Genomic DNA, 21,960 nt, shown 5'->3' on the forward strand with positions numbered 1-21,960 from the left:
TTAAAAGGACGAAAAGTGAGTGATATAGAGCATATATGTAGAGACCTTAATCTACCGCAAGGAGATGGTTTTACTCAGGATTGGGCGTACGAATTACCAGAAAAATATCGGACAAAAGAATGGCTGAATAAGTATATCATTGCATATTCAAAAGGTTGTTACTCTGAGTCTGGTGGGGACATATTAATGACATTAATGCTTGATGTTGTTAATGACCTGCTAACTCAGGGGGTGAGTAGTAATGATGAGCTGGTTACTGATGTATTAGGACTACTTCTAAAGAATTATCAATTACACTTTCAACTTATTGACTATTGGTCATTAGATGGAGAATTGCTAGAAGATTGTTTCGCATTAACTCCTGAGGTAAGAAAGATAAAGGATCAGATAGGATGATTTTTTATTTATGATTTAACCCTGCCGGGGGGCTCTAAAATCCCCTGGCTGTTTTTACATTACCATTTGATTTACAATGATTTTATTCAGATAAAACTATCAATGTAGGGCGGTAGCGTGATTAAGACTCTTGAGTATGATGCGCCCCTAGCGGAAGTGTACTATCTGAACTGATAGTATGATGCGCTTGAGGGATGCCATCTATCTCCTGACCCGATAGGGCTGGCGGGGGGGGGGGGGGGGAATCCGTATAGTTATGTGCATAACCCTAATAGTTGGATAGATCCGCTTGGGTTAAGAAAGTGTGGGACTGGTTTTTCAAGTGCAGATGATGCCGGGAAGGCCGCGCTTAATAAATATAATCCAATGTCTATTTTCAAAAACAGAGAATATGGTGGGATTATATTTAGAGCAAAAGATGGTACTTATGGTTATACACGAGGTCGAATAGGTACAGGTAGAACAGCTCCAACATTTAAAGACTCTATGGGAGGGTTGCCTAAAGGTTCTACACCTGTTGGTCAATATCATACGCATGGTGATTACTCTGATGCTGGTTTTAATCGGACCAATAAAGCTGGAGATGTTCACAATAGTGATATCTTCTCACCTGCTGATATAAGAATACATAATGGTGCCAATACTACATTCCCAGGTTACACAGACTATCTTGGTACTCCTAGTGGTGTGTTTTGGAAGATTTTCGGTAGTGTTGGTGGTGCTGGCGATGCTACACCTTTATAATCAGGGGGGGGGGGATGACAACCTTAATTAGACTTGATGGTAAATTTACTCCGTTCTTATTTAAGGCTATTAGCGCGGCTAAAAATAGCGAATTTGTTACTTCAGGAAAGTATGATGTGGAGAATTTTCATATATCCTTTGATGACTTAGTGCATGAAAGGGATAATGTGAAATTTTATACTATAAGTTTTTATGCTAAAGAAGTAACAGAGGAAAACTGGATGAATGTATCTTCATATGAGGTTGGTGGAATAAACGTAGATATAGATTTAAGGACTAAAGAAGTCATCAGTGTCTATAGTGATCGATGATATTAGATGTATTAGAGTCGGAGTGTTGTTGCTTTCAACCCTCCGACTTTTATCTACTATAGTTATATTTTTATATGGTTACGGATTTAATCACCACCTTGCCGGGCATTACGCTGATTGAGAATCACCACTCTGCCGGGCATCACGTTGATTATCAGCGGTTGTCCGGTCAGATATAGCTATGTCATCCCATATCCAGTCTACGCTTTCATTGGGGGGTATACTTCAATCAGTTTGTATTTACGTTACCATTTGATTTAAAATGATTTTATACAGATAAAAATTATCAAGGTAAGGCGGTAGCGTGATTAAGAGCCTTGAGTATGATGTATTTCTGGCGGTGTTGTATTACCTGAGCTGGTAGTATGATTCGCGAGAGGGATGTTATCTAGCTCCAGACCCGATAGGGCTGGCGGGGGGGACGAATCCGTACAGTTATGTGCATAATCCGAATAGCTGGATAGATCCGCTGGGGCTAGCTACATGCCCAATTGCAAAACTGAAAGAAAGAGGATTCACTGGAGTAGAGCCCACAAAAAATGGCGGTTTAGATTACTCTGCAAGTAATGCCTTGTATTCCAAGGACGGAGTAAATCCAATCCAAACAATCGAATATACAGGTAATTATCATAAAGATTTCGAACAAGCTAGTATGGCGGCGTTAGGGCAAAAATCTACACCTAAAGGTTATGTGTGGCATCACTTGGATGATTATAATCCGGCAACAAATACGGGTACTATGCAATTGGTTCAACAGAAGGCTCACAGCGGAATTCCACATGTTGGTGGGGTTAGTCAATACAAGGCGCATACTGGCATAAGTTATATTTTTAAAACATGGTGATATTATGAGTGAACTTAACTTTATTGATTTCTTACCACCGGCGACCGATGATGAAATTATCAACCTGGAAAGAATTATCGGTTCTAACTTGCCAAGTGAAATGAAGCATGTTTATAAAAAATATAATGGTGGTCAGCCTCAACCATCATTTGTACATGACGATAAAAACCTTTACCCAATCAATTCATTTTATTCCATACCTGAAATTATTGAGTCGTTTAATGATTTTGAAGATGAGTCATTGCCCGATGGTTTCAGTAAGCATGAAATGTTACCTTTTGCCTATGATCCTGGTTCTGGTATCTATTCTATCTCTTTGAGGAAAGTTGATTTTGGTAAGGTGTATTTTTATGTCTTACATGAAGAGGCTGAAGTTTTTGGTGTGTGGGATTCATTTAAGTCATTTGTTGAATCAATAGTTGATGCATCCTGATGCATAATTAATAAAAGCCTGTAAGATCCTCTTTGGATTTTACAGGCTATTCCCGGGGGAGTAAATCCATACGGATATGTACATAATCCGCTGGGATGGATAGATCCACTTGGTTTATCTGGTTTCTTTACACCGTCAGTTTTCAATGCACCATCAGGTAATACACATACTGTTTATCAGCAAAACATTGATTGGGATTTACCTATAAATACCAGAAATGGTGTAAAAACAAACCTTCAGCTAGTTTTGGAGGAAGGTAGAAGCCCAATGGTTGTCAAGAATGGCGAATACTCAATAGTGAATCTTCACCATTCTAAGCAAGACGGAAAAGGTTCATTATTTGAACTATCAGCAGATACACATCAGCGATACTACGGTAGCAATGCTCTTCATCCGCATTTACCGAATGCTCATCCTGAGAATCCTGTTGATCGCTCTTTGTTTGATATTGATCGAGAAGCCTACTGGAAACAACGTGCAGAGGCTGAAGTAAATAGCAGGCGTGCTAATAGTACATGTGGGGGATGATATGGGTTCCGAAAGAATTAAAGAATATTGTAAAAGTCGTGGGTGGTGGTTTGATGATACAACTAAAGACTATGAAAATGCTTTATTGGGGCTAAATATTGACTTAGATACTGATTTTGCAAAATTCTATTTACACGTAGAAGATGGCCCTACGTTTTATAGTGGAAAGCGTGAGATTTATCAAATTTGTTGGTTTATTATTAACTCTAATTACATGTTGGATATTAAAAGAACACATGAGGCATTACATTTGCCAAAAGAGTATATTCCATTAGACAGTTTTGAGGGTGGGTATGGTTTTTATTATAATAGGAATACACATGAGGTGTTAAATGTTGAGTTAGGTAAAAGTATTACTGAGTTTTACGAAGGACGTATCACCCCGCAATGGAAGGATTTTAATACTTTTATTGAGTGGTTTTTTGAGTTAGAAAACTGATTCAAGTAGAATTTGTATGGAGGGGGAAATGAAGTATTATGTACTTATGAACGATTACTCATCTTCAGTCGTACCAAAATATCTTCATGCGATTGTTGATGTAAAAAAACAAGTGAGTGAACATTGGGAGTATGAAGGCTCACAATACTCATTTCCTCATTGCCTAGCAGATGAAAATTGTCCTAGTGAGTTATTTCTTCTTTGTAATAAGGATATTGGTGCATTAAGGTTTGAATATTATAATCATAACAAATCCCATATCCTATCTAATTCTTTATTGAGAGTATTTAATAGCAAATCTTCAAGTCAGTATATATCAAAGAAGCTATCTGCCACATCTATAAAAAATGGTGATATATTGAGAGATGATTTGAACTATATGTATTTTATTGGGGGTGATGATTTAGTGAATTTCGGGCTTTCAGAGTTGGAAGAGGACCGTTTTGGTGACATCGTTCCTTATAAGCTGGTTTTTAATCACCAAGCAAGTGACTATGATTTTTTCTCCATACGCAAAACCCTATTAGGGGGGTATATCTTTGTTTCTGAAAATTTCGCTATAGAGATAGAAAAGGAAAAAATAAAAGGTATAAAATTAGTTGATGCAGATAAGGCATTCGACCAGTATTGCATTGACAATAGGTATGATATCAATGATAGAAATTAAAAAGAAATTACCTTAAATAAGAAAACCTTTCTGGAGGATTGCAGTATGCTGACTTGGTAATCTATGGGTTACTGGTCAGTATGCTGAATCTGGGTTGTATAATAACTGCTTTCGCTATTATGATGTGGATACCGGGCAGTACTTATGCTCGGACCCGATAGGTCTGGCGGGGGGCGATAATCCTTATGCTTACGTTCCGAATCCGAATAGCTGGATAGATCCGCTGGGGTTGGTGACGTGCCCTCCTGTAGGAAATACAGATAATGCTATTTTTGGGGCCGCATGGAACACTGAAAAATGACACGCGTCCGGGACAATCTCACCATTTGAACCTAGATGCTGCATTCCGTGATGTGATTCCAAGGGGTAGTGGTGCTGCTATTAAATTAGAAGGTAATGCCTTTACTCAGCCAGGTACGCCACACTATGAGGCACATAGATCTCTTGAACAGTTCTGGAATCAATATAGACGTGGCGGAGAATTACATGGGCAACTCCCGAATAATCTTCAGTACACACAAGCTCTAAAACACTCACTAGAGGCTGCTGGTCTGCCAGATCATCAAGTAACCAAGCTGTCAGAAGTAGTATCTAGAATAGACTTCAAGATGGTTTACTAGGAGTGCAAAACGTACCTAGGATACCAGGAAGAATAAATCAGGTGAAACCATGAAAATATCTCAGTTAGCAGTTGATAGGCTCTTAAAAATTAATTGGTTTTTAGAAATCGGTAAAAAATTTGTCATGCCTGATGTTGTATTGGCAATATCTGCAAGTGAGGCAGGTTATTATTTAGCTGAACCAGAGTGGGAAAATGTCACTCTGGAGGAGTCGAATGAAATATCAGGATATATAGCGGCTAAGCATACTGTTATATTTCAAGAGTGGAATGATGTGGCTAAAGAGGCAAAGCTATTTTTTGAAAAAAACATAAAGCCTAAACTTCCTCATCTGAATGATTTTGATAATATACTATTGCACCAATGTTTGGAGTGGGATGTTGTCCATTATTTAATTGAGGGTTTTTATAGTAAAAAATTAAAGAGAGAATTATTCTTTAATAAACTTATATCTATTTATGAGTCTGGTCATATGCCTTGTGGTTGGGTAGGTGATTGGCCTAATGGGAAGTTGGTTGTATATTAATGTTATCTATTGGCCGAGAATATTCTACTTGGATATTCTCAGTTTTTATTTTTCACGACGACAGAGTTTTCTCTTGATGAACGAGAATTGCCACCTGACTGTGAATCACTCCTATTGTCAGTGGTTCCCGGGTTGGGCCGCTTTGCATCAACTACTCCCCCTGCCAAATAGAGCTCGTTGTTATCACTCATCCAGTTTAAGGCTGTCCAGGTGGCTGAGCTTACTTGTTTGATTTCAATGAAGTTGAAATAATATTTAGTGGAAGTTATCATGGTTATATTGGTGTGTTTAGTGTTATGAGAAACCCGTTTTTTTATATTAATATCATTCATTTTTTCATTTTATAGAAATAAAATTCAATAAGGAAATTAAATGTCAAGCTTGATTTACCTCTCTCTAAAAGGCAAAGTTCAGGGGCTTATCTCTGCTGGTTGTAATACCAAGGAGTCAATAGGGAATAAATTTCAAAATGCGCATAAAGATGAAATACTTGTATACAATTTCCAGCATATGATAACACGACAAGATAACACTAATCATCAACCAGTTATCGTTGTAAAACCTATTGATAAGTCATCACCATTACTTGCTAAATGTATCACTAATAATGAAGAGTTCGATTGCTTGTTTAGCTTTTATCGAACAAATGAAAATGGTGGGGTTGAGCTTTATTACAAAATAAAACTTGGGCGTGCGACACTGGCAAGTTTAAAAACAGACTTCCCTCACTCATTGAATAACAACAATTTGACCCCCCAGGAGATTCTATCCATTAAATATAAAGATATAACATGGATAAATGTCGCCTGTTCAACAGAATCATACAGTATCTGGGATGAAAGGGTCTACTAGTGGAAAGTTCAAAGGACATAGCTAAGAATATGGTTTCTGCTATCAGCGAGGAAAGTGCTGAAGGTGGATGGCTAGTTGAGTTAACTCAAGGTTTAATAGATCTCCCAGTGGATTTTTACTATTTAGGATATGACTTTATAGATACTGAGCATCGTTATGAAAATAATAATGATAAGTATAGATTTGCTGAGTTAGTCAAATCAGGGTTAGTTAATAGAGAATCCATTGAGAAAATACTTAGAGTGGTTTTGAATGAGTATTTTGATAAGCTAGATGGAAATCAAAGGAAAAAACTTCTCGAAGCTAAAGTTGCCAGGTTTGTTGGTGGAATGATAACCAAGAGTATATTACTAGGAGATATTGGTGCGATCTTTGCCTCTCGGCTAGCATTTAAAATGGCAAGCGGCTTTGTTTTTACCTCTATCTTGGGGCTAGGAGCTATGGTATCTAGAGCTGTTTATACCTCAAGGGCATTAATGGAGAAGTCACCTAGCGTATATTGGAAATTAAGAGGTGAAGGTAACCTTGATCTTCTATATTTTTTAGTTGAAAATACAGCGGAACCATTTATGAGAGCTTTGGCTACTTATGATTCTGACAAGGAATTTTTTGATACTGTTTTTGATGAGTTTATCATGGCATTGGAGAAATAATGATGAACATACTGCTTAAGTTTTTTTCTATGGTTTTCCATGGTGTGGGGCAAGCATTGTTTGGTGGTGGCATTATCATGTTTGTCTATTTTGTATTTTTTTCAAATTCAGATGGTAAATATATTTATGCTGCCATTTCTGTCGTTTGTATTGCTGTTTCACTAGGTGTTTATTATTTTGGTGAAAAAATTAGTGATAGATTGTTTTGGCATAAAAAAGACAAGTTGCTAGAGTCAAATAAAAAGCAAGCCAATAAGTGATAATCTGTATTTATACTGTTCAATCTAGTGTTTTTAATATCTAGATGTTATATATAACCCCATCATTTAGTATGATTAGGTAGTTAAAATATCAGATAGTAGAGACATAATCGATTCATTGTCGTTTATTTATAAAAACTGATAATACGGATATGTTCAGTTATCCACGGATATAGAAGATTCTTAATGGACGGACTTCTATTATGTTTGAAAAACTAAAAAAATCTAGGAACCACCGCACTGCGTGGACAACTACCGAATTGACGTTTGTAGAAACTCACTATGGTACGATGCCGACGGCTGATATCGCTCGACATCTTGGCCGCACCTTGGCCGCAGTAAGATTGATGGCTCAGGGGCTAGGATTGTGCAAGGCACAGACTCCTTGCTGGACTGAGCAGGAAATAGACATTCTGCATACCCATTATGCAGAGGGTGCAGGGATTACTTATGTGCAAACGCTGCTACCTAGTCGCGGAAAATCGGCTATCACAGTAAAGGCTAACGAGTTGGGTATAACCAGTGCCCGCAACTGGCATCCTGATGAGGTTCGGATACTTCGGGAGTTTTACCAGAAGATAGGTACTCAGGTAGCCCACAAACTGCCACGCAGAAGTCGCGAAGCAGTCAAAATCAAGGCAAGTCAACTAGGGCTGAGATATCATAAGCTGAAGCCTCGTCAGGACCCCTTTAAACCCTGGACCGACGAGGAATGGCGCTTGCTGGAAAATAGCCTTGCCTTGCCGTATGACGACCTGATGCCATTGTTTCCAGGTCGTACAAAATCAGCATTAGAAAAAGCCAAAGATCGATTAAGGAAGCTAAAGAGGCGGAGGGATGGGCAGCGTTTGGCTGGCTTGGATAAAGAGTAGATAATTGAGTTTGGAAAGTATCCAGTGGGACTGCACGGTGAAATGAAAGAAAATAGTCCAAATACATATATTCTCCTCGGCTCAAGTGTGAACCGAGGAGAATATTAACATGTGACTTTCCGTTTCGTGATTAAAATACTCTTATAAAAATGTATCATAGTCATTCTATTACGGGGATGTCACCTGCTACATTAGGATAAACGTAACCTAATTGCTGGATGTCCTGAGAGTAGCCTTGGTTACTCATCGCGGTTAATTGAGACTCAGGGAATATCGCATAGTCATCACGACTGGAATGATACGCTCGTATCAGTTGTACGGTCCCTGCTGGCGGATAGTGATCTTTTGAGTAGAGATACCCTTCCAAGCCATCAATCTTATATCCCACATTTTTGAAAGATTGTATCTCCGACTCCGTTGCCAACAAGGTATCCATATGTCGATTGTTTTTACATGGATAAGAGACACCGTTAGGCGCTTTATCACCACATTTCCAACTAAGACGATAGATAGGTTCCAGAGGCGTATAGTTATCAAGAGGATTTTCATGGGTGGTAAATAGCCAAACTTGTGCCAATGGAGTACTCATCGGCGCAGGCCCTATCGAAGCACCACCCGAGTTGAGCCCAGGAAAGCTTGGGTATCCATTAATCGGCGTACCATAAGCCGATTCATAGCCATCTTTATAATACTCTGTACTGCTACCGCTCACAAAATTACGTGGCATCAAGGTGCCTCCGATAGCGGCACGACCCATTTGTGGTACGGTGGTATAAAATGAATCTTCTCTCATCTGACTATAAAAAGAAAATAAAGGGGTCAATCGACGGGGATTAGTAGCTAGCGCAGCATCGACTGCCAATACAGCATTAGGCATGCCATAGCCTAATTCATCCGTTCGATCATTAGCAAGATTGCCACTTTGTCGGATGATATTCATGACTTGTGCAGGGCTTAAACGCGGATTCACCGACAGAATTAAGCCAGCCAATGCTGTGACATGCGGCGCCGCCATTGAGGTTCCGGTACAGGTGCCAAAACCATCACCGTAAACACCTGAAGCGTCATAAATAACACTTTTAATGGGTGGATATAGCCAGCTTGGGGTACCCCCCCCGCCTGTGATAACTGCCGCATCCCCACATTTTACCCACTCTTTATCACCGTTATAATATTGACTCCCCACTCGGATAGTCGACAAGATATGCTTGGCTGGAGCCACCACTCCATTGAGTGTCGCATAATTAGAACCAGAGGCAGTTGCAGAATTTAAATGTGGATCGTCATATGTCCATCTTGACCTGAAATACTGATCCGTCGAAGGGCTAATAACCTGAGAGCCAGCAACAGGCAAAATAGCAAATTTTTCAGCCACACTCATCGGAAAAGGAAGTTCATTTTCTTTCTTATTAAAATTACCCGTTGCCTCAACAATCAACATTCCGCTATGTTGTGCATAGGATAAAGCATCACAAACTTTTCCACTAACCCACTTATAATCAACACTACCAACATCACATTGAGTAGAGGTTGTGAATAGTGTTCCTGGATCGCCACTCCAATTGAGTACCTGCATACCTGTGTCTACAGCCAGTTTAATAGCAGCCGCGATAGAATCTCTTTTGAGCTCATCGCTTCTGGTTTTATCGGGACTTAGAGGACTCAAGACGGTATTGTTGTCATAAGAAAACGCAGTAAGGCTGCAATGGACACAGCCTCCGGCCACCCCTCCCGTCATGCCGAAACTATCATACGAACCGCCATTATTCGCTTCAGCAACAATGATGCCAGCAACATGCATAGCATGGTCGCTAGTAATCTCTGTATTTGTACTGTTCATCGGTTTACCTGTGAGAAATTGTTCACGGTAATTGGAGCGTAATTCAGGATGGACTGAAATCACCAATTGGCTGTTAATAGAGCCTGGATACCCCAGTTCTAATAAACCGATTTGCGCATGTCCGCGAACCCTATCCCAGGCTTGCTCAAAATTCATGGCTTTTAGCCCCCATTGATAATATGGACTTGCATCATCTGCTGGTCCAACAGAACCCCATTCTGTGAAGTAACGATCATTAGGTGCCCAGGAAATAATTGCTGAATTACCTTGAGTGCGATAAACGTAGGGTATGATGTTAGCGGATTGAGAAAGGGGAGAAGCGATTGAGCGCAATAAATGAAAGAACTTCAGTGGATCGTTGTTGACAGGGTCAGTCTGTGTTGCGGCGAACGATAATTGGCTCGTCATAAGTACCAGAGGTAAATACAGTAGTTTGCTAAAATGCATAACTCGTTCCTTGAATAATATACATATAAACAGGGCAGCCTGATGGTTGAAAATTGAAAACTAGTTATCTTCCCACCCCGTAGTTGTGGGTATGGACGATTTCCTGGACTGATTTATCGTGTGAGCCCAAGCTGTCGCCGTGCATTTCCGGGCTGACTGCGCCCAGTGACAGTTTAATACCTCGTTCGTTACACCACCGGATGTAAGCATACACACTGGTATGAAGTTTTCCGGCTCTGTTGCATTAAGTGCATGTCGGTTAACATGCTGTTTTTTTTATGGTTTTACCTGACGATGTGGCCTCTTCAAACGTCTACACCATCCAGTCGATGTTATCGCGCAATGTGTTCGCCGGTATCTGGTTTGCTTATTCCGGCGAACGTGAACTGATGTGTACTAGCAATAACGGATACTGCTATTTGTTCTCTTATTAAGCAGTCATTCGATAATAGTTCATGGTGAGGAAGTTGGATCCATTTTTTTCTCTTAGGTTAGAGGAAAAAGATGGATATAGGACTATGAGGTTCATCAGCTCAGCATCACTCTGTAGTTAAGCTTATAACGTACTGCTCAAACCAGCCCTTGCCATAATAAGGTGTCTGAAGCCCATTAGAGGGATATTTATGGCAAAAAATAAATAATTGGAGAAACCAACAACGTCAGTAAGGATACTGGCGTTGTTAGCTTTTTATAATGGATTACTGAGCAACTGGAAGGCTCGGAATGATTTCCTCGTGTTCCAGACTGTCAATGTAATCAGCATACCACTGCATCATTTCCCGCCTGTCGTCCAGATACTGCGCATGGTTATACGTTCCCCGGATACTGTTCTTGTCCACATGCGCCAACTGGAGTTCAATCCAGGCCGTGTTAAACCCTTTCTCATGCAGGATTGTACTCAGCGTATGGCGGAAACCATGCCCCGTTGCCTTGCCATCATAACCGATACGTTTTAGCACCATGTTGACGCTGGCTTCACTCATCGGCTTGTTGACGTCATTACGGCCAGGAAAAACCAATCGGTAGCTGCCAGTGATCGCTTGCAGTTCTTGCAGGATAGTGATGACTTGCTCTGACAGTGGAACCAGGTGTATTCGCCGCATCTTCATGCGTTGGGCGGGAACCTCCCAGAGGCGCTGTTCAAAATCAAACTCTTTCCACTCAGCAGCGCGGAGTTCAATAGTGCGAACACCGGTCAACAGAAGTAGCCGAGTCGCCAGTCGGGTGAGGGGGCTACCATGATAAGCTTCCAAAGCGGTTAAAAACGCAGGCAGTTCTCCCGCAGTGAAATGGGGAAAGTGTGCAGACTTGGGCGCGGTCAGTGTACTGGTGAGTTCTGCCGCAGGGTTGACCTCGGCGCGTCCGGTAGCAATAGAGTAGCGGAATATCTGATTGCAAGGTAATCCCCCCATATTTAACGGAGGTAATAAGTAGAGTCAGGCCATGCGTTGTCTATGCTGCATCGGTGTGTAGCCATTCAACGCCATATTGGGCCGTTCGTGATTATAAAACCATTGCCACTGCGTGGCATAGTTCTGCAATTCATCCAGCGATGAAAACAGGTGCTGTCCCAACCAATCATAGCGCACCGTTCGGTTGTAACGTTCGATATAGGCATTTTGCTGCGGATTACCAGGCTGGATGAAGTTAATCTGGATCCCTTGCTTACAAGCCCATGATAGTAATGTCTTACTGGTATATTCCGGCCCATTATCACACCGTATTGCTGCTGGCTTACCTTTCCATTCAATGAGATGTTCCAACGTTCTCACGACCCGATTTGCGGGCAGGGAAAAATCCACCTCAATGGCCAGTGCCTCACGATTAAAATCGTCAATTATATTCAGTAAACGCACTGAACGACCATCTGATAACTGATCGTGCATAAAGTCCATTGACCAGCATTCATTGCTGTTTGCAGGCACGGTCAGTGGTTCGGGTTTATCCCGTTTCAGGCGTTTTTTGGGCTTGATCCGCATGTTCAATGACAGCTCGCAGTAAATTCGATATACCCGTTTGTGGTTGAAACGAAAGCCTTTTACGTTACGCAGATATAAAAAACACAGGCCAAACCCCCAGTTACGTTGGCTATCCGTAATACGGAGCAGCCAGTCGGCAATGGCGTCATTTTCTTCACTCAATTTAGCCTGATAGCGGTAGCAACTTTCGCTGACAGCAAATAGCTGGCAAGCAAAGCGAATGCTGATGTTTCGGCTCCTGACAGCGTTCTGAGCCATCTGCTTTCGACACGATGGCTTCACCACTTTTTTGCCATGGCTTCCTGAATAATTTCGGCTTTAAGTCGCTCTTCGGCATACATCTTTTTGAGGCGGCGGTTTTCGTCTTCCAGCTCTTTCAGACGGGCCATCATGGAGACATCCATGCCGCCAAAGCGTGAACGCCATTTGTAGAAACTGGCATTGCTCATGCCATGTTCGCGACACAATTCAGCCACTGGCGTTCCAGCCTCGGCTTGCTTAAGGATGGCCATGATTTGGCTATCGGTAAAACGCGATTTTTTCATAGAAATCTCCTCCGTTCAGATTACGAGAAAATTCTACTTATGAACACACCGCTTTTTCGGGGGGATTACCCTTCTGTTCGCTGGGGTCGAGGCCATCAGTGAGCATTTTACGTGCTTCATCACGTTTAAGGCGAGCATCCGCCAGTGAGAAGTCGGGGTAGACACCGATAGCGAGTTTCTTTTCTTTACCGGCGATACGGTATTTGAGACGCCAATACTTGGAACCATTCGGTTTTACGAGTAGATAAAGCCCACGTTCATCAGTGAGTTTATACTCCTTGTCTTTCGGCTTGGCAGTCTCGACTTGTCTGGCATTGAGTGGCATTTGGGGGCCCCAAAATAACGTTGAACAAGATGAGCCCCCAGATGGGCCCCCAGCGAGCACTTGATTGAGGTGGATGCTGGTTGACTTCTGTGGAGTTCATGATGTGATTAAATCGAGTATAACAAGGATTTTAAAGGAGTTTACTTGAATTCAGGAGACTTGGGGAGAAGTGAAAGTGGTGCCCGGACTCGGAATCGAACCAAGGACACGGGGATTTTCAATCCCCTGCTCTACCGACTGAGCTATCCGGGCAACGGGGCGCATTAAACCGTATTTGGCCGTATCTCGTCAATCGCTTTCTGTCACAAACACGATCGGTTGCTCTATTTTCATTCAGCCAGTGGACGCATTTTGTCGGCATAAGACAAATAGATATGCAATAAAATCGTGTATTTATATCATCCTATTTCCCAGGTTATATTTTTATAGCGTTAAATTACAAAGAGTTATCATCCTAAGGTGAACCTCGTAATAGTTACTTGAACCTCATAAAAAAACGTGCAATCATTGCGCGAATTTTGTTATCCATCCATCAAGCTATGGTGATCAGGCTCATCAAAATCAGGGGGTTACAGACATGACTGGTTTCGTTATTCAAGCATTGCTGTGTGCCAGACATCTGATGATGCCGTTATCCCGCCGCTGTTATTCCCGAATAATATTCCCGCGATTGCCGCTGCACACTATGCGGTAAGGCCACCCTATGCTCGCTGTTAGGCATTATTAAAAATAGAGCTAATGCTCTGATTTTACTGATGTCTATCGGTCGCTGCCGATCCCAGCCCTCGATAGCTGCCTGATGCTTGCCCGCATCAGTTGGCCCTGTTTGCGCCTCAGGCTGCAACACCGTGCATCACTTTGCCGGGATAATCTTGGTTATCTCATTATGTGCCCTGTGGCACACCCTCATCCTTAACCGTTTGAGAGTCAGCACTATGAAAGAATTGAAAATAGCAACAAGCGCCAGCCTGGTCGCCAGTATCGAAACCCTGCGCCAGATTGTCCGCGTGGAACAGACCGACTATACCGATGTGGCAGCGGCGGTGGTGTCCGTTGAGGACGTGAACGCTGGTATTCTTGAAACGCTCAAGGCGACCGGTTTTGGCATCCCGATGTTTGTTGCTGTGGAAGGGGATGAGCATCTTTCTCCAGATTACCTGCCGTTGATCAGCGGGGTGTTTGCGCTTGCTGCGGCGACCAAAGCGTTTTACATGGCACAGTTGGAGGCTGCCGCCGATGCTTACGAGCAGGCATTGTTGCCACCGTTTTTCAAAACGCTGAAAACCTATGTGGAAATGGAAAATTCGACCTTCGCTTGCCCAGGGCACCAAGGCGGTGAGTTTTTCCGTAAGCATCCGGCTGGGCGTAAGTTTTTTGAATTCTACGGTGAGAAGATTTTCCGTTCTGATATGTGCAACGCCGATGTGAAACTTGGCGATCTGCTAATCCACGAAGGCTCGGCGAAAGATGCGCAAAAGCATGCCGCCAAAGTGTTCAATGCCGATAAAACCTACTTTGTACTGAACGGCACCTCGGCGGCGAATAAAGTGGTGACCAATGCGCTGCTGACGCGCGGCGATCTGGTGCTGTTTGATCGCAACAACCATAAATCTAACCATCACGGTGCGTTGATCCAGGCCGGTGCAACGCCAGTGTATCTAGAAACCGCGCGCAACCCGTTTGGCTTTATTGGTGGGATCGACTCCCGCTGTTTTGATGAGCGTTATCTGCGCGAGCAAATCCGTGATGTCGCGCCAGAGAAAGCCAATGCGGCACGGCCTTTCCGCTTGGCGATCATCCAGCTTGGCACCTATGACGGTACGATCTATAACGCACGTCAGGTGATCGACACCATCGGTCATCTGTGTGATTACATCCTGTTTGATTCCGCCTGGGTGGGTTACGAAGGGTTTATCCCGATGCTGAAAGAGTGCTCGCCGCTGTTGCTGGAATTGGATGAGCTCGATCCCGGTATTTTCGTTACGCAGTCGGTGCATAAACAGCAGGCCGGGTTCTCGCAGACTTCGCAGATCCACAAGAAAGACGATCATATCAAAGGCCAGAAGCGCCACTGTAATCACAAACATCTCAACAATGCGTTTATGTTGCATGCTTCGACCAGCCCGTTCTATCCGCTGTTTGCCGCGCTGGACGTCAACGCCAAAATGCACGCCGGGGCCGCTGGCCGCCGCATGTGGATGGAGTGTGTCAAGCTGGGGATTGAAACACGCAAACAGTTGCTGGCACGCTGCACGCAACTGAAACCCTTTATTCCGCAGCAGGTGGCTGGTAAAGACTGGCAGGATTACGATACTGATCTTATCGCTAACGATGCACGTTTCTTTAACTTTGTGCCGGGCGCGCAATGGCACGGATTTGAGGGCTATGCGCAGGATCAGTATCTGGTGGATCCTTGCAAACTGCTGCTGACCACGCCGGGCATTGATGCCACAACGGGGCAATACACCGAGTTCGGCGTACCGGCCACCATTCTGGCCAACTTCCTGCGTGAGAACGGCATTGTGCCGGAAAAGTGTGATCTTAACTCGATCCTGTTCCTGCTGACCCCGGCGGAAAACCCGGCGAAGATGGACCATCTGGTGGATATGCTGGTGCAGTTCGAGCGTTATATTGAACAGGATGCACCGTTGAGCGAAGTTTTGCCGACGGTGTATCGCAAAAACGAGCAGCGTTACCGGGGTTATACCATCCGCCAACTGTGCCAGGAGATGCACGATCTGTACGTCAGCTTCGACGTGAAGCAACTACAGAAAGAGATGTTCCGCCAGGATCATTTCCCGCCGGTGGTGATGAACCCGCAGGACGCCAACGTGGAGTTTATCCGCGACAACGTCGAACTGGTGCCCATCGGTCAAGCGGAAGGGCGCATTGCGGCGGAAGGTGCGTTGCCGTACCCGCCCGGCGTGCTGTGTGTGGTGCCGGGGGAAGTGTGGGGCGGGGCAGTGCAGCGTTATTTTCTGGCGCTGGAAGAGGGCATCAACCGCTTACCGGGTTTTTCCCCTGAGTTGCAGGGCGTCTACATCGAGAAGAAAGATCACGGCTGGAAGCGCATTTTCGGCTATATGATCAAGCAGTAAAACAGCAGGGCCGATGAGATTACGCATCGGCCCTGATGGTTTATGGCGCTAGGTTACTTGCGGCGATAACTCTTCTGCGCGTTATTCACCTTCACCAGATAGCGGCGTGATTCGCTCGCCGGGTGCTTGGTGGTTAGCGTCTGATAAATATCACCGGGCTGCATGCCGTTGATAATCGTCACCGCCTTGGCTTTGTCGCTGTTGAACACCCGCAACACGCTGCCCGCTCCGCCGTTGTAAGCGGTAATAACCGCATAGCGACGTGAGGTCGGGTTCTGAATCCCGCCCAGATAGTTGTTCTGTAGAATGGCCAGATACGCCGTACCGGCATCAATGTTGTTTTCCGGATCGAACAGGTAGCTGCGGCTTGGCGTGCCCCATTTACCTTGCATCTGGAACACGTCTTTACCGGCGGTATGCTGCACTACCTGCATCAGGCCCAACGCATCGGAACCGCTTACTGCATACGGGTTAAAGCTGGATTCGGTCTGCATGATGGCCAGGATCAGCGATTCTTCAATACCGTATTTCGCGGAGGATTTACGTACCATCGGCAGGTATTTGTGCGCACGCTTGTCCAGGTGGTTAGGCACCAGTTGGATGGTGACCGAGGTGATTACGTGCAGGCCGGAGGTGCGCTTTTGCAAACGGGTTTGCAGCAGGTAGTCGGCGAAATGCGCCGCACGCCATTCCCAGCGGATTGGTTGGCCGTTGTTATCCAGCACCTGACCATACAGGAACGGCTCTTTACTGATCTGGATATCGTTGACGTCGGAATAAAGGTCGATAGACCCCGGATCGTCGCCCATCAGCAAGGTGCTGATAATCGCCTGGCGCAGGCGGGTGGCCGGATCGGTTGTGGCAATGGTTTCGACCGTGATGGTGCCCGAGTCAAAGTTGATGTGGCTACGGGTCTGATATTGATCGGTATACTTAACGTAATCTTTTGGCCCAGCGATCAAGACCTCTTTCAGGCCCCAGATATTCTCAATGTTGTGGGCAAACTGGCCCATCAGAATCTCGAAGCCGTTGGTATCTTTGACAATGGCCTCGCTGGCCTCTTCACTTTTTTGGCCGGAACAGGAGATCAGCAAAGGGGCTATTACTAGCAGAGCTAAAATTTTCTTCATTTTAAAGCCGTCTACGAGATTAAAAGGGCCAGCGCCTGGCCCGGAAAATATTATTCGCTTGGCGGTGTGTAACCTTCGATATGAACCTCATGCCCTTCGAACAGAAAGCGGATCATCTCTGCCTCCAGCAGTTTGCGATCATCAAGGTTCATCATGTTGAGTTTCTTCTCGTTGATCAGCATGGTTTGCTTTTTCATCCATTCGCTCCAGGCTTCTTTGGAGATCTCGTTGAAAATACGCTTGCCGACGTCACCTGGATAGAGCTGAAAGTCCTGCCCTTCGGCATCGCGCTGTAGGAAGGTACAAAAAATGGTTCTGCTCATGCTAATTCCTCGTCAATGGCGCTGTTGCCAAATAAACCTTGTTGGATCGGTGGCTGCTTCGCCAGTTGTTGCAACAGGCGTTCGACCGGTGCGGCCAACCCGACCGATGGCGGCTGCGCTAAGTTATACCAGAGACCGGCACCCTCATCCATGGCGCTGGCGGCTTTGTCGATATTCAGCCACATTGGCACAATATCCAGATGGAAATGGCTGAAGGTGTGGCGGAAAGCGGTCAGTTGTTCCAGGCGGTTCCCCTTCAGGCCGCGTTGCTGCAACCAGAATTCCAGGTCGATGCGGGTACTGAACTGCGGAAAGCAGAACAGGCCGCCCCACAGCCCGCTGCCGGGGCGCTGTTCTAGCCAGACACCGTCGCCGTGTTGCAGCAATAAAAAGTAGGCGGTTTTTTCCGGTAATGTCTGCTTGGGTTTTTTGCCCGGATACTTGGCCCAACTGCTGTTGCCGTTAGCGAGGCAGCCGGTATTGAGCGGGCATAAGTCGCATTTCGGTTTGGAACGGGTGCAGACCATTGCCCCCAGATCCATCATTGCCTGGTTGAAGTGGCCGACGCCTTGCGCGGGAGTCACTTCTTCACTGATCTGCCACAGGCGGTTTTCCACCTCTTTTTTGCCCGGCCAGCCTTCAATGGCGTAGCAGCGGGCCAGCACGCGTTTTACGTTGCCGTCGAGGATCGGGTAATGCTGCCCCAGCGCCAGAGACAGAATCGCCCCGGCGGTTGAGCGGCCTACACCGGGCAGATCGACGATTTCTGCAAAGGTTGTCGGGAACTCACCGCCGTGCTGTGCGACAATGGTCTGAGCCGCTTTGTGCAGATTTCTGGCGCGGGCGTAGTAACCCAGCCCGGTCCACAGATGCAGCACTTCATCCAGCGGCGCTTCAGCGAGGGCACGCACGTTCGGAAAGCGCGCCATAAATCGCTGAAAATAAGGAATAACGGTGGCAACCTGAGTTTGTTGCAACATCACCTCAGAGAGCCATACTTGATAAGGCGTTTTATCGAGTTGCCACGGCAGCGTTTTGCGGCCATAGCGCTGGTACCAGTCAAGCACCACGTGCGAGAACTGTTGCGCTTGCATCATAAGCGGGTTTCGCTATTCGGCTGATATTTGATGCGCGATTCCAGCATAGTGTGCGAGTGCTGTAAACCGTAACTTTCCTTAGCAGCACACGATGAACGCTTGCTAAACCAAGGTATCTTTGCATAATGCGCGTTTCCCTAATTGGCAGCCAAACAGACAGAAAGCACTATGATTAATGACGTCATCTCTCCGGAATTTGATGAGAACGGCCGCGCGATGCGCCGTATCCGCAGTTTTGTTCGCCGCCAGGGGCGGTTGACCAAAGGCCAGCAGTATGCGCTGGACCACTATTGGCCGGTGATGGGCGTGGAATATCAGGCTGAACCTGTTGATATCTCCACTTTGTTCGGGCGCGAAGCGCCAACCGTGCTGGAGATCGGTTTTGGCATGGGGGCTTCGCTGGTCACCATGGCGGGCCATAACCCGCAGCAGAACTTTTTAGGGATTGAAGTGCATTCGCCGGGCGTTGGTGCCTGCCTGGCAGATGCCCATGAAGCCGAATTGAGCAACCTGCGGATCATGTGCCACGACGCGGTAGAAGTGCTACAGAATATGATCCCAGACGGCTCGCTGGATATGGTGCAGCTGTTCTTCCCGGATCCGTGGCACAAAGCGCGCCATAACAAACGCCGCATCGTACAGACGCCGTTTGTTGAGCTGGTGCTGAGTAAATTAAGAGTGGGTGGCGTGTTCCATATGGCCACTGACTGGCAACCCTATGCGGAACACATGCTGGAAGTGATGAACGGCAGCGCAGGATATCGTAATCTTTCCGAGAGCAATGATTACGTGCCGCGTCCAGAATCACGCCCAGTGACGAAATTTGAATTACGTGGCCAGCGTCTGGGACATGGCGTTTGGGATCTGATGTTTGAGAGGGTGGAATAATGGCTAAGAATCGCAGTCGTCGTTTGCGTAAAAAGATGCACATTGAAGAGTTTCAGGAACTGGGTTTCTCCATTGCCTGGCGTTTTGCCGAAGGCACCGATGTTGAAGACATCGACAGCGCGGTGGATGCTTTGATCGACGAAGTGATCGAGCCAAACGGCCTGGCATTTGACGGCAGCGGCTACTTGCAGTGGGAAGGTTTGATCTGCCTACAGAAAATCGGCAATTGCACCGACGCGCAGCGCGAACTGGTTAAAAACTGGCTGGAAGCGCGTAAGCTGAGTGATGTGAAGGTCAGCGATCTGTTTGATATCTGGTGGGATTGATTTCTGCCCGACAAGCGTTGATTCAAGGTGCCTTCATGGCACCTTTGTTTTATCTGGAGTGTAACCTCGGTGGTAACAACATTGGATAACGCGTTGCTGGATGAGATCCTGCAACAGGTGCGCCCGCTGATTGGCCAAGGTAAAGTCGCGGACTATATTCCTGCCTTGGCAGAAGTGGCGGCCGATCGTCTGGCAATCGCCGTTTGCACCGTCGATGGCGAAATGTTTCAGGCGGGGGATGCCACAGAGCGTTTTTCCATCCAGTCAATCTCCAAAGTGCTGAGTCTGACGTTGGCGCTAACGCGCTATCAGGAAAGCGAAATCTGGCAGCGGGTAGGCAAAGAACCTTCCGGCTTGCCGTTCAATTCGTTGCTGCAACTGGAAATGGAACAGGGCAAACCGCGTAATCCGTTTATCAACCCTGGCGCGCTGGTGGTGTGCGATATGCTGCAAACGCGGCTTAGCGCCCCCAAACAGCGGATGCTGGAAGTGGTTCGCCAGCTTGCGGGGGAGAATGATCTGGCGTACGACGTTCGCGTTGCGCGCTCTGAATTTGAACACTCCGATCGCAATGCCGCTATTGCCTATCTGATGAAATCGTTTGGCAACTTCGAAAACGATGTACTGACCGTGCTGCAAACCTATTTCCACTATTGTGCGCTGCGCATGAGCTGCGTGGAGCTGGCACGCAGCTTTGCCTATCTGGCCAATCAAGGGCGTGCGCTTAACGGTGATGAGATCATCAGCCCATTGCAGGCACGGCAGATTAACGCCCTGATGATGACCAGCGGTATGTATGACGGTGCCGGTGAATTTGCCTACCGGGTGGGGATGCCGGGGAAGTCTGGCGTGGGTGGCGGCATTATCGCGATTGTGCCGGACGAATTGTCGATTGCCGTCTGGTCACCGGAGCTGGATGCGTCTGGCAATTCGCTGGCGGGAACTGCGGCACTGGAACTGTTGTCTCAACGCATTAGCCGTTCGATTTTTTAACTCCATCGCGGATGTGGGTGGAAGGGAGTCAGGAGAAATGATGTTAAAGAAAACCGGGTTAGCCTTGCTGTTGTTAGTGGCCTCGCAGGCGCATGCCGAATATCAGTGCAGCGTCAGACCCCAGGATGATGTGATTATCAGCCCGCAGAACGTACAGGTGACTGGCGCCAGCGGTAACCTGCAAATTTCCGCCGATGGTGACGTCACCCATAACGGGCAGGTGCTCAGCCTGAATGATACCCAGCGCCAGAAAGCCTTCAGCTACCAGAGTGCGTTACGCAAAGATTTGCCCTGGATCGATCAGGGCGCACAGCAGCACTTAGAAAAGGCTCGTGCCGCATTGGATAGCATCATCGTCCAGCAACTGGGTAGCAGCAGCAACGTGCGTAACCGCCTGACTACGCTCAATACGCAGCTCAAACAGCAGATGAACCGTATTATCGAACATCGTAGCGATGGCTTGGTGTTCCACCATAAGGCGATCGCGCAGGTGGAGCAGGACGGGCGCAACCTGGTGCAGCAAAGCATGGGTGGCGTGCTACAAGATAGCCTGAACGAAATGGGCATTAAACAGGCGGCCAACACCAACGGTAATCCGCTACAGGCGCTGATGGGCAACCTGGGTGGCTTGCAACAGGCCATTCAGAGCGAATGGAGCAAGCAGGAACAGAGCTTCCAGAACTTCGGTAACGATGTGTGCAACCGCGTTACAGCGCTGGAAACTCAGCGTAAGAGTTTGATTAACGCGTTGAAGTAAAAAGTATTTGATAGAACTCAACTTTTGACGCCTTAGCGGAGAACTGGCAATCTGGTTAAACTATAAT

The 21,960-nt window shown here is 46.0% G+C and carries 23 protein-coding genes, 1 tRNA gene and 4 pseudogenes; 20 read left to right on the top strand and 8 right to left on the bottom strand.

The genetic code is table 11. The features are described 5' to 3' along the window. The first annotated feature begins 15 nt into the window (after nucleotides 1-15). The 14 genes and pseudogenes from ACX9GT_RS04555 (at nucleotide 16) to ACX9GT_RS04620 (ending at nucleotide 8,145) form a co-directional block, all read left to right on the top strand. Nucleotides 16-396, top strand: a complete 381-nt coding sequence (locus ACX9GT_RS04555; protein ID WP_473190025.1) for a hypothetical protein — start codon at nucleotides 16-18, stop codon at nucleotides 394-396. A 258-nt stretch (nucleotides 397-654) separates the two neighbouring features. Further along, nucleotides 655-1,140 (top strand): DUF4329 domain-containing protein, encoded by a 486-nt coding sequence (locus ACX9GT_RS04560; protein ID WP_473190026.1) that lies wholly within the window; start codon nucleotides 655-657, stop codon nucleotides 1,138-1,140. A 14-nt stretch (nucleotides 1,141-1,154) separates the two neighbouring features. Next, nucleotides 1,155-1,451, top strand: a complete 297-nt coding sequence (locus ACX9GT_RS04565; RefSeq protein WP_473190027.1) for a hypothetical protein — start codon at nucleotides 1,155-1,157, stop codon at nucleotides 1,449-1,451. Between the two features lie 364 nt (nucleotides 1,452-1,815). Beyond that, nucleotides 1,816-2,295: pseudogene (locus ACX9GT_RS04570) on the top strand (HNH endonuclease); the annotation flags it as partial. Nucleotides 2,296-2,299: 4 nt separating this feature from the next. Continuing rightward, nucleotides 2,300-2,728: an SMI1/KNR4 family protein gene (locus ACX9GT_RS04575; protein WP_473190028.1), complete on the top strand. Its 429-nt coding sequence runs from the start codon at nucleotides 2,300-2,302 to the stop codon at nucleotides 2,726-2,728. Between the two features lie 267 nt (nucleotides 2,729-2,995). After that, nucleotides 2,996-3,256 carry an HNH/ENDO VII family nuclease gene (locus ACX9GT_RS04580; RefSeq protein ID WP_473190029.1) on the top strand — a complete coding sequence of 87 codons (261 nt, stop codon included), beginning with the start codon at nucleotides 2,996-2,998 and terminating at the stop codon, nucleotides 3,254-3,256. A 1-nt stretch (nucleotide 3,257) separates the two neighbouring features. Beyond that, nucleotides 3,258-3,695 carry a hypothetical protein gene (locus ACX9GT_RS04585; RefSeq protein ID WP_473190030.1) on the top strand — a complete coding sequence of 146 codons (438 nt, stop codon included), beginning with the start codon at nucleotides 3,258-3,260 and terminating at the stop codon, nucleotides 3,693-3,695. Nucleotides 3,696-3,723: 28 nt separating this feature from the next. Beyond that, nucleotides 3,724-4,362 (top strand): Imm43 family immunity protein, encoded by a 639-nt coding sequence (locus tag ACX9GT_RS04590; RefSeq protein ID WP_473190031.1) that lies wholly within the window; start codon nucleotides 3,724-3,726, stop codon nucleotides 4,360-4,362. 58 nt (nucleotides 4,363-4,420) lie between these two features. Continuing rightward, nucleotides 4,421-4,639: pseudogene (locus ACX9GT_RS04595) on the top strand (RHS repeat-associated core domain-containing protein); the annotation flags it as partial. A gap of 392 nt (nucleotides 4,640-5,031) precedes the next feature. After that, complete coding sequence (locus ACX9GT_RS04600) at nucleotides 5,032-5,508, top strand: hypothetical protein (RefSeq protein ID WP_473190032.1); 477 nt, start codon at nucleotides 5,032-5,034, stop codon at nucleotides 5,506-5,508. A gap of 372 nt (nucleotides 5,509-5,880) precedes the next feature. Then, nucleotides 5,881-6,360: an Hcp family type VI secretion system effector gene (locus ACX9GT_RS04605; protein ID WP_473190033.1), complete on the top strand. Its 480-nt coding sequence runs from the start codon at nucleotides 5,881-5,883 to the stop codon at nucleotides 6,358-6,360. Next, nucleotides 6,360-7,013 (top strand): hypothetical protein, encoded by a 654-nt coding sequence (locus ACX9GT_RS04610; RefSeq protein ID WP_473190034.1) that lies wholly within the window; start codon nucleotides 6,360-6,362, stop codon nucleotides 7,011-7,013. Before ACX9GT_RS04605 ends, ACX9GT_RS04610 begins: the two co-directional genes overlap by 1 nt. Continuing rightward, nucleotides 7,013-7,273, top strand: coding sequence for a hypothetical protein (locus tag ACX9GT_RS04615; protein WP_473190035.1), 261 nt, complete (start codon nucleotides 7,013-7,015; stop codon nucleotides 7,271-7,273). Before ACX9GT_RS04610 ends, ACX9GT_RS04615 begins: the two co-directional genes overlap by 1 nt. Nucleotides 7,274-7,476: 203 nt before the next feature. Beyond that, nucleotides 7,477-8,145: an SANT/Myb-like DNA-binding domain-containing protein gene (locus ACX9GT_RS04620; protein WP_473190036.1), complete on the top strand. Its 669-nt coding sequence runs from the start codon at nucleotides 7,477-7,479 to the stop codon at nucleotides 8,143-8,145. A gap of 160 nt (nucleotides 8,146-8,305) precedes the next feature. Here ACX9GT_RS04620 and ACX9GT_RS04625 read toward each other — a convergent pair whose 3' ends face one another. Next, nucleotides 8,306-10,432, bottom strand: coding sequence for a S8 family peptidase (locus ACX9GT_RS04625; RefSeq protein WP_473190037.1), 2,127 nt, complete (start codon nucleotides 10,430-10,432; stop codon nucleotides 8,306-8,308). Nucleotides 10,433-10,710: 278 nt separating this feature from the next. Here ACX9GT_RS04625 and ACX9GT_RS04630 point away from each other — a divergent pair, with 278 nt between their 5' ends. Then, nucleotides 10,711-10,866: a hypothetical protein gene (locus ACX9GT_RS04630; RefSeq protein ID WP_473190038.1), complete on the top strand. Its 156-nt coding sequence runs from the start codon at nucleotides 10,711-10,713 to the stop codon at nucleotides 10,864-10,866. 264 nt (nucleotides 10,867-11,130) lie between these two features. On the opposite strand, the pseudogene ACX9GT_RS04635 reads toward ACX9GT_RS04630, so the two are convergent. The 4 genes and pseudogenes from ACX9GT_RS04635 to ACX9GT_RS04650 form a co-directional block, all read right to left on the bottom strand. After that, nucleotides 11,131-11,829 (bottom strand): annotated as a pseudogene (locus ACX9GT_RS04635) (tyrosine-type recombinase/integrase); the annotation flags it as partial. A 39-nt stretch (nucleotides 11,830-11,868) separates the two neighbouring features. After that, nucleotides 11,869-12,956 (bottom strand): IS3 family transposase gene (locus tag ACX9GT_RS04640; protein WP_473189156.1). Its coding sequence is split into 2 segments (ribosomal slippage): nucleotides 11,869-12,704 and nucleotides 12,704-12,956, totalling 1,089 coding nucleotides; the frame shifts between segments, so codons are not numbered across the junction. A 70-nt stretch (nucleotides 12,957-13,026) separates the two neighbouring features. Continuing rightward, a pseudogene (locus ACX9GT_RS04645) lies at nucleotides 13,027-13,281 on the bottom strand (Arm DNA-binding domain-containing protein); the annotation flags it as partial. Between the two features lie 176 nt (nucleotides 13,282-13,457). Next, a tRNA-Phe gene (locus tag ACX9GT_RS04650) sits at nucleotides 13,458-13,533 on the bottom strand. Between the two features lie 683 nt (nucleotides 13,534-14,216). On the opposite strand from ACX9GT_RS04650, the gene speF reads away from it, so the two are divergent. Continuing rightward, nucleotides 14,217-16,379, top strand: a complete 2,163-nt coding sequence (speF, locus tag ACX9GT_RS04655; protein WP_473190039.1) for an ornithine decarboxylase SpeF — start codon at nucleotides 14,217-14,219, stop codon at nucleotides 16,377-16,379. Nucleotides 16,380-16,432: 53 nt separating this feature from the next. Here speF and mltC read toward each other — a convergent pair whose 3' ends face one another. Genes mltC through mutY form a run of 3 tightly spaced genes read right to left on the bottom strand, consistent with a single transcriptional unit; the run spans nucleotide 16,433 to nucleotide 18,929 of the window. After that, nucleotides 16,433-17,509, bottom strand: a complete 1,077-nt coding sequence (gene mltC / locus ACX9GT_RS04660) for a membrane-bound lytic murein transglycosylase MltC (RefSeq protein ID WP_473190040.1) — start codon at nucleotides 17,507-17,509, stop codon at nucleotides 16,433-16,435. Between the two features lie 50 nt (nucleotides 17,510-17,559). Continuing rightward, nucleotides 17,560-17,832: an oxidative damage protection protein gene (locus tag ACX9GT_RS04665; RefSeq protein WP_473190041.1), complete on the bottom strand. Its 273-nt coding sequence runs from the start codon at nucleotides 17,830-17,832 to the stop codon at nucleotides 17,560-17,562. Continuing rightward, complete coding sequence (gene mutY / locus ACX9GT_RS04670; RefSeq protein WP_473190042.1) at nucleotides 17,829-18,929, bottom strand: A/G-specific adenine glycosylase; 1,101 nt, start codon at nucleotides 18,927-18,929, stop codon at nucleotides 17,829-17,831. The genes ACX9GT_RS04665 and mutY overlap by 4 nt, the downstream gene beginning before the upstream one ends. A 168-nt stretch (nucleotides 18,930-19,097) precedes the next feature. On the opposite strand from mutY, the gene trmB reads away from it, so the two are divergent. From trmB to ACX9GT_RS04690, 4 genes are all read left to right on the top strand, one after another. After that, nucleotides 19,098-19,817, top strand: coding sequence for a tRNA (guanosine(46)-N7)-methyltransferase TrmB (gene trmB / locus ACX9GT_RS04675; protein ID WP_473190043.1), 720 nt, complete (start codon nucleotides 19,098-19,100; stop codon nucleotides 19,815-19,817). Continuing rightward, the gene (locus tag ACX9GT_RS04680; protein WP_473190044.1) at nucleotides 19,817-20,143 is read left to right on the top strand and encodes a YggL family protein; all 327 of its coding nucleotides are present in this window, start codon (nucleotides 19,817-19,819) and stop codon (nucleotides 20,141-20,143) included. Before trmB ends, ACX9GT_RS04680 begins: the two co-directional genes overlap by 1 nt. Before the next feature lie 69 nt (nucleotides 20,144-20,212). After that, a complete protein-coding gene (gene glsB, locus ACX9GT_RS04685) occupies nucleotides 20,213-21,136 on the top strand; it encodes a glutaminase B (RefSeq protein WP_473190045.1) in 924 nt (307 codons plus the stop codon). 40 nt (nucleotides 21,137-21,176) lie between these two features. Further along, nucleotides 21,177-21,893 (top strand): YggN family protein, encoded by a 717-nt coding sequence (locus tag ACX9GT_RS04690; protein ID WP_473191506.1) that lies wholly within the window; start codon nucleotides 21,177-21,179, stop codon nucleotides 21,891-21,893. The last annotated feature ends 67 nt before the right edge of the window (nucleotides 21,894-21,960 follow it).

Source organism: Serratia sp. YWN4 (assembly GCF_055790845.1).

Excerpts from the sequence above, each read along its gene's own strand:
- ACX9GT_RS04575 (WP_473190028.1), top strand. The coding sequence starts at position 2,300 with ATGAGTGAACTTAACTTTATTGATTTCTTACCACCGGCGACCGATGAT.
- mutY (WP_473190042.1), bottom strand. The coding sequence starts at position 18,929 with ATGATGCAAGCGCAACAGTTCTCGCACGTGGTGCTTGACTGGTACCAG.
- ACX9GT_RS04605 (WP_473190033.1), top strand. The coding sequence starts at position 5,881 with ATGTCAAGCTTGATTTACCTCTCTCTAAAAGGCAAAGTTCAGGGGCTT.
- ACX9GT_RS04625 (WP_473190037.1), bottom strand. The coding sequence starts at position 10,432 with ATGCATTTTAGCAAACTACTGTATTTACCTCTGGTACTTATGACGAGC.
- ACX9GT_RS04600 (WP_473190032.1), top strand. The coding sequence starts at position 5,032 with ATGAAAATATCTCAGTTAGCAGTTGATAGGCTCTTAAAAATTAATTGG.
- ACX9GT_RS04690 (WP_473191506.1), top strand. The coding sequence starts at position 21,177 with ATGTTAAAGAAAACCGGGTTAGCCTTGCTGTTGTTAGTGGCCTCGCAG.
- ACX9GT_RS04565 (WP_473190027.1), top strand. The coding sequence starts at position 1,155 with ATGACAACCTTAATTAGACTTGATGGTAAATTTACTCCGTTCTTATTT.
- ACX9GT_RS04620 (WP_473190036.1), top strand. The coding sequence starts at position 7,477 with ATGTTTGAAAAACTAAAAAAATCTAGGAACCACCGCACTGCGTGGACA.
- ACX9GT_RS04615 (WP_473190035.1), top strand. The coding sequence starts at position 7,013 with ATGATGAACATACTGCTTAAGTTTTTTTCTATGGTTTTCCATGGTGTG.
- trmB (WP_473190043.1), top strand. The coding sequence starts at position 19,098 with ATGATTAATGACGTCATCTCTCCGGAATTTGATGAGAACGGCCGCGCG.
- mltC (WP_473190040.1), bottom strand. The coding sequence starts at position 17,509 with ATGAAGAAAATTTTAGCTCTGCTAGTAATAGCCCCTTTGCTGATCTCC.
- ACX9GT_RS04630 (WP_473190038.1), top strand. The coding sequence starts at position 10,711 with ATGGTTTTACCTGACGATGTGGCCTCTTCAAACGTCTACACCATCCAG.
- ACX9GT_RS04680 (WP_473190044.1), top strand. The coding sequence starts at position 19,817 with ATGGCTAAGAATCGCAGTCGTCGTTTGCGTAAAAAGATGCACATTGAA.
- ACX9GT_RS04665 (WP_473190041.1), bottom strand. The coding sequence starts at position 17,832 with ATGAGCAGAACCATTTTTTGTACCTTCCTACAGCGCGATGCCGAAGGG.
- speF (WP_473190039.1), top strand. The coding sequence starts at position 14,217 with ATGAAAGAATTGAAAATAGCAACAAGCGCCAGCCTGGTCGCCAGTATC.
- ACX9GT_RS04580 (WP_473190029.1), top strand. The coding sequence starts at position 2,996 with ATGGTTGTCAAGAATGGCGAATACTCAATAGTGAATCTTCACCATTCT.
- ACX9GT_RS04585 (WP_473190030.1), top strand. The coding sequence starts at position 3,258 with ATGGGTTCCGAAAGAATTAAAGAATATTGTAAAAGTCGTGGGTGGTGG.
- ACX9GT_RS04590 (WP_473190031.1), top strand. The coding sequence starts at position 3,724 with ATGAAGTATTATGTACTTATGAACGATTACTCATCTTCAGTCGTACCA.